The sequence below is a fragment of the Orenia marismortui DSM 5156 genome (assembly GCF_000379025.1).
Classification (GTDB): domain Bacteria; phylum Bacillota; class Halanaerobiia; order Halobacteroidales; family Halobacteroidaceae; genus Orenia; species Orenia marismortui.
Map to the genome: position 1 here is coordinate 103310 of NZ_KB900618.1, position 11230 is coordinate 114539.

The following is an 11230-nucleotide window of genomic DNA, read 5'->3' on the forward strand; positions in this document are numbered from 1 at the left end:
AATTCTCTATTGAATCTATTGCTAGAGTCCAAAACTGGTGCAATACTTTACCAAGAAAAATCTTAGATTACCTAACCCCTGATGAAATATTTGAAGATAAATTAAAACAAATTCTTTATGACTAAATAACCAAATTATTACAGTTTGAAAATGTTCAATTTATTATTGCAATTTAAGAGATAATTATTATATATACTAAGTAATAAATTAATTATACATAGAGGTGAGAAAGGTGATATTTCATTATGAATCGAGAAATGAGAATATTTTAGATGATAAGAAAAAAGATGCTAAAAAAGTCTTAACTCCCTTAAAGCTAAAACTCGAAGAGAAAGAAAATCAACTAAAAGAAGACGGTAAGTCTGTTCTTTTGGATATGAAATATGAGAGTAGATTAAAGATGAATTATTAAATATTATTAGAAGAGTGGTTAAGCTAATTGAAGCTAAGTGGGAAAATTGAACTATAGACTTGACATTAATTTATTTTTAACATAGAATATTACCAAATAATGGGATTTGGCATTGTGCTAATAATAAAATAATCATAGAGGTGAGAAGAGTTGATATTTCATTATGAGGCTAGAAATGAAAATATCTTGGAGGAAGGTCAAGAAGAGAGTAAAGAGGTTTTAGATAGTCTGAATTTAGAATCTAAAGAGAGACAAAAACTTTCTGCTAAGGAGGGGAGTAAAGCTCTTCTGGCAGGTATAAAATATGAAAGTAGAGCAAAGATTGAATTAGAGTAATAGATAATCCTTAAGGATTATCTATTACTTAAATTATATATGGATAATATAGAAAAAGAAAATGATTTTCTTGACATCATTTTCTTTTTAATATAGAATAATACCAAGTAAACAACTCAGGATTGTAAGAATAATTAATAGCACCTAAATTGGTTCTAGTATAAGGAGTGGTTGTTTTGTTAGGGAGAAAGAGGTTGAAAGAAGAAATTAAGGCATTAAAGCAAGAAAACCGAGCATTAAAAGAGAAGTTAGCAGATAAAAGTGAAGAGATATCTGAAGTTAAGCAAGCTCTAAATAATAAAGCTCAAGTCAATGAGCAATTGTATACTTTAAAACAAAAGGTTCAACAGAGCGTAGAAGAGATGAAAGATGAGGACAATTGGATAATAGGGCAGGTTAATGATATTAATAACAAGGCTAATCTGGTATTAGAAGAGAATAAGATTGAAGAAGATATCATATCGAATATGAAGATAGATTTAGAAAGTTCAAAAGAAGAATTAGAGGATTTTTATAAATTATTTGTAGACTTACATAATGAAATTAATAATATTGCAAAGTTTGTGGAAAAGATAAGAAAGATTGCAGATCAAACAAATATGTTAGCTTTAAATGCATCTATTGAAGCAGCAAGAGTGAATAAATCTGGAGCTGGTTTTGCAATAGTAGCTCAAGAGATTAAAGATTTATCATTAAGAACTAGTGATTTATTAGAAGATATTATATCTAGCACTAGAAATATATATAATTTATTATCTAAATCTAAAGATAGTATTAATAGTTTAAATCTACATCTGGATGATAATCGTAAGATTGCTCATAAATTAGATAGCCACTTTGCAAATGTAATGGATTTGATTAGTGAGATCTTTACTATGGTAAGTCAGATTAATCAGGCAGGAGAAGAACACTTAGATTTAGGGGATAGTATTATAAAAATAGTTAAATAGAGACAAAAAGTAAGGGGATCCCCTTACTTTTTTATCTTTATGTGATATTTTTAATATATAATATCAGAATTTTCTGCTATAATGGAATTGCTTTTAACTAAATAGAAAAATTAAATTTGATTAAAAATATATATTAGTTAGCCTTTAAAATTCAGAAAGGAAGTGTTATAAATGGAGTTTTATGAACAATTCAGTTGTTATTATGATTACATATTTCCCTTAAAAAATGTAAAATTAAATTTTATGGAGAGCTGTCTCAAACAAGGAGATGAAGTTTTGGATTTGGCTACAGGAACAGGAAATTATGCAATTGAATTAGCTAAGTTGGGTTACAATGTATCAGCCTTAGATTTGAGCTCTAAAATGATTGAGTTGGCTAAAGATAAAAGTTATGAGCAAAATATTAATATTGATTTTAAAGTAGGAGATATGAAGGATATTGACCAACTATACTCTGAAAAGAAATTTGATTTAATAACCTGTATAGGCAATTCCTTGGTTCATTTAGATAATGAAGAAGAAATAGCAGAGGTATTATCAAAAATTCATTATTTATTACAGGATAATGGGAAGTTAATATTGCAAATTGTTAATTATGATAGAATAATATCTAAAAATATAGAGTCCTTACCTACAATAAATGCTAAAGACTCAGTAGTTACCTTGCTAAGAGATTATGACTTAAAAGGTGAAAAAATTAATTTTAAGACTAAATTAAGAACTCCTAGAGGTGAGTTTGTTAATTCGGTTTTATTATATCCTTTGCAATCTCAAGTTTTATTCAATTTATTAAAGAAGCTTGGATATAATAAAGTTAAATTTTATGGTGATTTTGAATTTAATAAATATCAAGCATTAGAATCTTTTCCTTTGGTAGTATTGGCAGAAAAATAATAAAAAGACCGAACTTTGTTCGGTCTTTTTATTATAAGTTAGGTTAAATCTAAAATTAAGAGTAAACTCTATTTAGTCCCAAACTTAGAATTAACCTAAAGTGGATAATGTAATGTGCGATATGCTAAGTCGATTCTTAAGCTTTCATTGCCAGTAATATTATTTTCTAGTTTGAATTCATTTAATAATTCTTTCCACTGTTCATCAGATACCCCTTGATATTCACCTTTAATTCTTTTTAATCTTAATTCACGTAGGCTAGGGTATTTCTTTTCTAAGTTTTTACTCATAGATCTGCCTCCTTTGTCTAATTTAAATTTTAGATAATTATTAATCTCTATTAATGATGACTTTTGAGAGATAAGCCATAATTTAGTTAATTCAATATTGGGATCAATTATAATCTCATCTTTTATTATATTAATTTTATTTGAAAATTCTTTTCTATCAGAGTTGAATAGATTCCAACATAGGTCGGTTAAGGATAAAAAAGAGTCTTCTATATTAAATATATTCAACAATTTCAAAATTTTACCTTTTTCTTCTGTTAAATTAAGCTTAAATTCTTTAATAATAAATTCAAGTGGGATGCTTTTATTTAAAGGGTAATAGATTAAAACTGAAATAATTCTTCTAAATACTTCAAAATCATGAGGAAAGAAAAGCTTTAAAGAATTAAGTAATTTTTCTTGATAAGAACTTTCTAGCCAAAGCTTAAAGTTATTCTTAAGTTGTTTGTTTTTGTAGGATATCAGCTCTTTATTATAGCTATAATCCAAAATATAATTTAAAAGTTCAATTTCAGAACAGGAAGTAAAATTAATTTTTTTAATGTAGCTTAATAATAATTTTTTTAATTCTTTAGAAGATAGATTATTATTGCTAATTAATTTATTAGCATAAGAAATTACTAAAACTACATAGGCAAAGAATGTAATTTTGCTGGTATTATTTATTTGTAGAGATTCATTAATTAAAGTAGGTGTAGTATTATTAAGTTTCTTTTTAAAAATTTTTTTATGATCATTATTAGTAGAATTAGTATTTTCTAAAGATTTTCTAATGATAGTTCTTAAGTCTTTAGGAATATAACAAAAGTTGTTCTTACTATAAATGATTCCCAAATTATTTAATTCTTCAAAAACTTCTTGGGCAAGGCTATCTTTATTAATTGATTCAGTATGAACCAGTTTATTAAGAAGTTTATGAGCTTGAGGTGATATTTCATGAGTTATAATTTTACTTAAATATTTTTCTTGTGTTAGTTTATATTTAATCTGTTTACTTAACCAGCTTTTAGAAAAGTTGGGATTATAAAAAATATTATGTTTATTAGCAATGGTATTTAGAGTTTCTGTGGAACTTTCTCTAAAAAAATCTATCAATTTCATTTAATAACCTCCTTTATTGTCCATAATTAAGGTAATAAAGTCTCAATTTATATTTATGTTCAACTCTACTCTGATATTCATATTTATTAAGCACATAATTTAATTCTAGTAAATATTATGGAGTAAAGGAGGTGGATTATGCTTGAATTTCTTGCAGGTTATAATATTGTTACTATTGGTATTTTAGCCAGTTTAGCAGCTGGATTAGCTACAGGAGTAGGAGCTATTCCAATTTTTTTTACTAAAGATATACACAAGAAGGTTTTAGATACTTCATTAGGTTTTGCAGCAGGTGTTATGTTAGCAGCTACATCTTTTAGCTTAATTATCCCCGCTATTGAAAAAGGAGGTGGAGGTATTAAAGGTGCTACCATAGCATTATTTGGAATTTTAGCGGGGGGAGGTTTTTTAGACTTAGTAGATAAGTTCTTTCCTGATACAAACTTATTATCCAATTCGACAGATGAGGATACTAATCTTAGAAAGGTATGGCTCTTTGCTTTGGCTATAACTATACATAATTTCCCAGAAGGATTAGCTGTGGGGGTAGGTTTTGGGGATGGAGATATTTTAAATGGACTTGGCTTAGCTATAGCTATTGGATTACAGAATATACCAGAAGGTTTGGCGGTAGCAATACCTTTTGTCAAGGAAAAGATGGAAGTTTGGAAGGCTTTTATTATTGCTTTAGCAAGTGGTTTAGTAGAGCCAATTGGTGGCTTATTAGGTGTAGGATTAATACAAATATCACGTCCTGTGTTACCCTTTGCTTTAGCTTTTGCAGCAGGAGCAATGTTGTTTGTTATTAGTAATGAGATAATTCCAGAAAGCCAAAAAAATTCTACTTCTAGTCTATCAACTCATGCAATTTTAATTGGCTTTGTAATTATGATGTTTTTAGATAATGTACTAGGTTAGGATAAAATTAATTAAGAAGATGTATGTTAATTAACATACATCTTCTTTTATCATATCAACTCGACCCATAGCCAAATCAAGTAAAAAACTATAATAAATAGAAAAATAAATAAATTAAATGGATCATTATGAAGTATTTAGCAGGAAAATAAATTATTATATTGAATATATAGAATTGAAAAGAATTTGAATTGTATTTTATTCAGCTGGTTGGAGGGATAAGTATGGAAGATAGTATCGAATATCTAGTTAATAACTTTCCAGGAATAGCAGTGATTATAGATGATGAATATAAGATCAGAAGAGGTAACCAAATTGCATATGAGGCTTTTGGTAAGCTAGGGGTTAAAAGACCCGATGAGTATATATTTAAACCTTTAACTGAAATTCATACACTAGATGGAAGCACTGCCATAGATGCATTACGTACTGGTAGTCCTTTTTATGGATATAAAGAATACAAGTGGAAGAATAGGAAAAGAAGAATTTTATATTGTCATTTACCGACAAAAATAAATTCTTCTTCTCGTGGAGTAGTTATCTTAAATATAGATTTTAAGAAAAAAATTAATACTCTAGAAGATTTAGTAGAATCTTTTAAAGCTAATAGCCACATTTATTTTAGTGAGTTAGAGATATGTTTATTTGATTTAGAGGGTAAACTTAATTATGTAAATAGATCAGTTGTAAATAATAGTGGACTAGAGGCAAAAGATTTGATTGGTGAAAGTATTAAGTTTTTTTTTGATTCGGAAGAAGAGATAGAATTATTGTTAAAAAGAATTGCTTTAGGTAACTTTGTTCATACCAAAAAATATATAAATAATAAGAAGTCTAAAGACCATCTCTCTAGAGTGGTAGAGCTAATCTCTTTTCCAATTATAATAAATGGGGAAATGATTGGAGGAATATACCTAGGTTTAAATTTAGGAGGATTAATTAAACACTCTGATAGAATTAAGAAATTTAATAAAATTGAAGATGCTGGTCGAATGGCTTTTAGAGTAATTCATGAAGTTAGAAATCCATTGCAAGAGATTTTAGCTATAGCGGAATTAGGGAAGATTAATTCAAATAATGAGCAGACAAACTTATATTTTGATAGTATTAAAGGGCGTATCGAACAAATAAATAATCTGATGAATGAAATTTTGGAATTATCTAATTTTCATCAATTAGAGTTGTTAAAATATAATATTAATGATATCTTTTCAGAAATACTAAAAGAAGTATTTGAAAATTGTAAAAAAGAGAAAATTAAGCTAGAAGTTGAATTAGAGGATTTAGAAATTAAAATAGATAAGAATTTATTTAGCAAAATTATATTAAATTTATTAAATAATGCTATAGAAGTATTGATGAATTATGAGCAGAATAGAAAGATTTTAATTAAAGCTGAATCTAAGGATAATGAAGTTTTATTTAGCATCTATAACTCTGGACCAGAAATACCTGAAAAAATTAGAGAATATATTTTTGATATTTTTGCTTCTACTAAAGGGAGAAATGGAACAGGTTTAGGGTTAACAATTACTTATTATATTGTTACTAGAATATTTAAGGGAGATATTTGGTTTGAAAGTAATCAAGAGGGGACAACCTTCTTTTTTAAGATTAAACAAAATATTGATAAAACAATGCTCATATCAAAAGAAGATACAGCATATAAGGGAATTTAGTTTTTAAGAGTTAAAAGATAATATTTTTTATCAAGGTTTGTTTATGAATTATTAAGCTAAATAAGAAGTTGTTTCTTTGATATATTTCCTAATTCTGATATAATTTAATTTGTTTGAGAATTAGATTAGATTATATTATATTATATTTATCTTATAAGTAATGGGGGAGTTTATTAATGGCATATAAATGTGAAAAAGAATTAAGATTAAAGGCTAAAGAATTTATTGAGAAATTAAAGAATGAAGATATAGAAGGTGAGATAACACAGGTTCGTGATTATATGGTTAAGGTTAATATAAAAAAGAATGATGATCAATTTGGAAATTTGAATATTTATTATAGTCCAAAGAAAGAAAAATATACTTTAAAATGCCATGAATTAAAGAATAAACAGCTTGAGCAGGGATTAATTTCATTATGGGAAGGTAGAAATTTCTTTTGTCAAGAAAACAATCAAGAAAAATCTTCTGTTGATTATCAGATTTATGTTGATGGTTCTTATATAGATGGTAAGATTGGTTATGGAGTTGTTATTTTAGATGATAACAAGTTGGTAGAGGAAATATCAGGGGAAGTAACAGATCCATTGGCCCAGAATTCTAGACAGGTAGGAGGAGAATTGGTAGCAACTCAGGAAGGGGTTAAGTGGTGTCATAAGAACAGAGTTGAAGAAGTAGATATTTTTTATGATATGGAGAATATAAAAAAATGGGCAACTGGAGAATATAAAACTAATAAAGCATTAACTCAAAACTTTAAAGAATTTATTAATAAAGCTAAGGTTAAGATAAATTGGTATAAAGTTAAAGCACATACAGGAGTGAAATGGAATGAATGGGCTGATAAATTAGCTAAAGCAGGAGCAATGAATGGAAGTAATCAAAATAGAGAAAATAGTCTGATAGAAGAATTAGAAGAGATAGCAAATAAATTTGTTGATTATTTACAGAGAAATGGTTATACAGTAGAGTACAAAGGGATCTATAATTCAAATTGTGCTAAATTAAAATTGAGTGATGGAATCAATTTTCTAGGCCATTTAAATATATATAATACAAATAAATTAAATTTAGTCCCTAAATACCATGAATTAAAGGCTAAAGAATATCAAAGTGAATTAGAAGAGTTATGGCAGGAATTTTTAAAAAGAAATTAAGACTAATAAAAACTTTCAGTTTTAAAACTGAGAGTTTTTTGATGCTCATATATTTGCAACTTAATCTTCTTTAAGAATAAAAATAATTTTATGATAATCTTAAAGCTTTATTTTATATTTTAAGCTGATCTGTTTATTTCAGAATTAGTCATTTATGACTATAGAACTGACTAAATAAAAGGAAAATTAAAGAGTTTATCTAAATATAATATAAATCAGAAAGTTATAGATTTAGTAAATAATTAAATTAAAATGGAGGAGTAACTTATGAAGTTGAAGTATGGAGCAGAAAAAGTTAATTTAAATATGGAAAGATTAAGAAAGCAGGTAGAAGTATTATTACCAAATGAAAGAGAGGGGCTAGTTGATCCTTTGGAGACAATTGAAGATTGTTTAGAAGATCCAATAGCTTCATCATCTCTAGAGCAATTGTTAGCTGAGAAGTCTCCTAATAATGTAGTTATAGTTGTTAATGATGTAAGTCGTTTAACACCTTATGAATATATGCTACCACCACTTTTGGATGTACTACATAAGGCAGGGATAAATAAAGAAGAGATCACCTTTATTATAGCTACTGGAATTCATGATCCTAATACTGAAGAGCAGAATAGAAAAATCTTTGGTGATGATATAGTAGATAATTATCGTTTGATATCCCATGATCCTGATAATGACTTAGTTGATATGGGCGAATTAGATACAGGAAATAGATTTTATCTTAATCGTGAAGTTTTGGAGGCAGATTTTTTAATTACTACTGGGGTGATAACACCTCATTATTTCGCAGGATTTTCAGGAGGAAGAAAGTCTATCTTACCAGGAGTTGCAGGAAGAGATACCATCCAAAATAATCATGCCCATATGGTTAACTTAGTTGGTAATTTACCAAGAATAGAAGATAATCCAGTAAGCTTGGAAATGATTGAAGCTGCAAGAAAGGCAGAAGTGGATTTTATCTTGAATGTAGTAACTAACAGTAAGAAAGAGATAGTTGAAGTAGTTGCAGGAGATTTAGAAGCTGCTTGGTATCAAGGAGTAAATGTTTCTGCAGAAATGTATCATGTACCTATTAAACATAAAGCAGATATAGCAATTGTTAGTGCAGGAGGCTATCCCAAAGATATTAATATTTATCAAGCCCAAAAAGCTCTTGATAATGCAGATTATGCTGTGAAAGATGGAGGAATAATAGTCTTATTAGCTGAATGTAGAGCTGGATTAGGAGAAGATGTTTTTGAAGAATGGTTAAATAATTCAAAAAAACCAGAGGATAATGTAGAACGGATCAGAGAAAAATTTGTTATTGGTGGACATAAAGCTTTTGCAATTAGTAAAGTTGTTTTGAACAAGGAATTTATTCTTATCTCTGAGTTCAATCAAGAGTTTACAGAGCTAATGTTTGCTAAGAAGATGAATTCTCTTGATGAAGTATTATCTTATATAGAAGATAAATATAATCACCAATATAGTACTATTATAATGCCTCAAGGCGGATTAACCGTAGCAATAGTAGAGTAGTAATTAAAAATCATGATTATTTTCTAAGGAGGTAAAGATAATTTTCAAATTATTTAAGAGATTAATTATTCTATCTGTCTGTATTATTTCTTTAGGTATTGGAATGACCTGTTATACCTTTTATCAGAGTGGGGAAATTATTAATTTGAGTATTAAAAGATTAATGGATAATCCAGTTCAGGTTATTAAGGCAGAATTAGAAGAAAGTAAAGAAATAATTGAGCTATCAAATAGCCTAAAACAAAACAATATTAAAATTGAACATAGTACATTAGTAAAATTAGCACAAGCCACTGGAGAGGCTCAAAATAAAATTGAAGTTTTAAAACTCATTAAAGAAGAATTAGTAAAAGAAGATGTAGATTATAATAAATTATTAAAAGAGATCGAAAGTTTAGGTGTTAATATATCAAAAGATGATTTAATAAAGTTAAAAAATTGAATAAGTAATAATATAAAAGAGGAGAGCTTTTAAAAGCTCTCCTCTTTTATATTAAAATAAATTCTCAAAGAATATTTTCTTTGAGCTAATAATAAAAGTGATTACTAGACCTATTCCGCCTAATATTAGAGTTATTAATAGTATGTTTTTGAATATTAATAAGATTAAATCTATAAATTTATTTTCTATATCTATCTTAGGATTAACTCTTCTTTTAAGAAAGCTTGATTTTATTATCAGATAGCCAGAGATAATACGAATCCAGATTACCCAAATAGTTATAAGGAGGAGCAGAGATCCGATTAATAATTCTATTAGTATGTCCATAAATCAGTCTCTTTTATGAGTTTATCTTATTATTATTCAGTTATAACCCTAGTTTAGAATTTGAATTCTAAAATATAATTCTGCTAAAATTATTAGCATTAGTTATATTAGTCAATTATAATCTAATCACTTATGACTATTTAATCTCTTTTCTAAAAATAATTTATAATTCTAATTATTAAATTGAAGGATGATTTTTATGAATATATTTATATATAATTGTTAAGATTAAAATAAGTAAAAGGGGGAATAAAAATGACTTTAAAAAAACAGACAAAAGAGCAGAAGGAATATTTGTTAGCACTAGCTTATAAGAATATAGTTGATCACACTTATAGGAAAGAGCTAGAGACTTTAAAAGATAAGTATGAAGGGAGAAAGTTAATTGAAAAAGAACTTAGATTAAAGAATAATTTAGATTATTGGAAAGTAAATAGCAAATTGATGGAAGCAGAGGAAAGCTTAATAGACTGGGGAAAAGAAGTTTTAGTTAAAGATAATAAGTATGATCTAGAAGAAAGCATGGATTTTAAAGAGGATAATAGGGGGAAAATTTTAGATTTTTTAATCAATTTAGAGGAGCATTGTATAATTAAATGCACAGGTAGATCAAAAAATAAAAAGTGACACATAGAAATACCTCATATATAATGTTAAATAACCACAAATAACATAAAGTGAGGTATTAAAATATGTGTCAAAATAATTATAACAGAAAAAGTAAAAAAGGAAAACACCTAACTTTGGAAGATAGGAAAATAATAGAGCATTTATATAATATTCAAGGTAAGAAAGATAAGGAGATNGCAAAAGAGTTAGGAAAACATAGAACAACAATAAGTAGAGAGCTTAAGAAAGGTGAATTAAAATTATTAAATTCTGATTATACGACAAGAATAGAATATGATGCTGAAATAGCGCAAAAAGTCTATGATAAAAATGCTACAGCTAAAGGAACTAAGATAAAAATAGCTAAGGAACATGAGTTAGCAAGATTTATAGAAAGAAAAATAAAACAAGATAAATGGTCTCCAGAAGTAATTGCTAATCAAATACAGGAAGATGAAAGATTTGAAATTAAGCTACATTGGAAAACAATATACAATTATATAGACAAAGGTATCTTGATGGTAAATAGAGATGAGTTAGTCTATGGTAATTATAAAAAGTCTAACGGTACTAAAAGACAAGAAAAGGAATCAA

12 protein-coding genes are annotated in these 11230 nt (G+C 27.2%); 11 read left to right on the forward strand and 1 reads right to left on the reverse strand.

Annotated features, from left to right (window positions below; translation table 11 throughout):
- The first annotated feature begins 232 nt into the window (after positions 1 to 232).
- From OREMA_RS0106505 to OREMA_RS0106520, 4 genes are all read left to right on the forward strand, one after another.
- Positions 233 to 412 (forward strand): hypothetical protein, encoded by a 180-nt coding sequence (locus OREMA_RS0106505; protein ID WP_018248465.1) that lies wholly within the window; start codon positions 233 to 235, stop codon positions 410 to 412.
- A 150-nt stretch (positions 413 to 562) separates the two neighbouring features.
- Complete coding sequence (locus tag OREMA_RS0106510) at positions 563 to 748, forward strand: hypothetical protein (protein WP_018248466.1); 186 nt, start codon at positions 563 to 565, stop codon at positions 746 to 748.
- A 167-nt stretch (positions 749 to 915) separates the two neighbouring features.
- Entirely contained in the window at positions 916 to 1698 is a 783-nt protein-coding gene (locus OREMA_RS0106515) for a methyl-accepting chemotaxis protein (protein WP_407667762.1), read from the forward strand.
- A 171-nt stretch (positions 1699 to 1869) separates the two neighbouring features.
- Positions 1870 to 2592, forward strand: coding sequence for a class I SAM-dependent methyltransferase (locus OREMA_RS0106520; RefSeq protein WP_018248468.1), 723 nt, complete (start codon positions 1870 to 1872; stop codon positions 2590 to 2592).
- 95 nt (positions 2593 to 2687) lie between these two features.
- On the opposite strand, the gene OREMA_RS0106525 is transcribed toward OREMA_RS0106520, so the two are convergent.
- Positions 2688 to 3983: a hypothetical protein gene (locus OREMA_RS0106525; protein WP_018248469.1), complete on the reverse strand. Its 1296-nt coding sequence runs from the start codon at positions 3981 to 3983 to the stop codon at positions 2688 to 2690.
- Between the two features lie 138 nt (positions 3984 to 4121).
- On the opposite strand from OREMA_RS0106525, the gene OREMA_RS0106530 reads away from it, so the two are divergent.
- The 7 genes from OREMA_RS0106530 to OREMA_RS17310 all read left to right on the forward strand — a co-directional run.
- Positions 4122 to 4901 carry a ZIP family metal transporter gene (locus tag OREMA_RS0106530; protein ID WP_018248470.1) on the forward strand — a complete coding sequence of 260 codons (780 nt, stop codon included), beginning with the start codon at positions 4122 to 4124 and terminating at the stop codon, positions 4899 to 4901.
- 224 nt (positions 4902 to 5125) lie between these two features.
- On the forward strand, positions 5126 to 6580 hold the full coding sequence (locus OREMA_RS0106535) for a sensor histidine kinase (RefSeq protein ID WP_018248471.1): 1455 nt from the start codon (positions 5126 to 5128) through the stop codon (positions 6578 to 6580).
- 176 nt (positions 6581 to 6756) lie between these two features.
- A complete protein-coding gene (locus tag OREMA_RS0106540; protein WP_018248472.1) occupies positions 6757 to 7737 on the forward strand; it encodes an RNase H family protein in 981 nt (326 codons plus the stop codon).
- A gap of 267 nt (positions 7738 to 8004) precedes the next feature.
- Positions 8005 to 9258, forward strand: coding sequence for a nickel-dependent lactate racemase family protein (locus tag OREMA_RS0106545; protein ID WP_018248473.1), 1254 nt, complete (start codon positions 8005 to 8007; stop codon positions 9256 to 9258).
- A 145-nt stretch (positions 9259 to 9403) separates the two neighbouring features.
- Positions 9404 to 9700: a hypothetical protein gene (locus tag OREMA_RS0106550; RefSeq protein ID WP_018248474.1), complete on the forward strand. Its 297-nt coding sequence runs from the start codon at positions 9404 to 9406 to the stop codon at positions 9698 to 9700.
- Positions 9701 to 10282: 582 nt separating this feature from the next.
- Entirely contained in the window at positions 10283 to 10654 is a 372-nt protein-coding gene (locus OREMA_RS0106560; RefSeq protein ID WP_018248476.1) for a hypothetical protein, read from the forward strand.
- A 65-nt stretch (positions 10655 to 10719) separates the two neighbouring features.
- A partial coding sequence (locus tag OREMA_RS17310; protein ID WP_157280043.1) for a helix-turn-helix domain-containing protein occupies positions 10720 to 11230 on the forward strand: 511 nt, incomplete at its 3' end.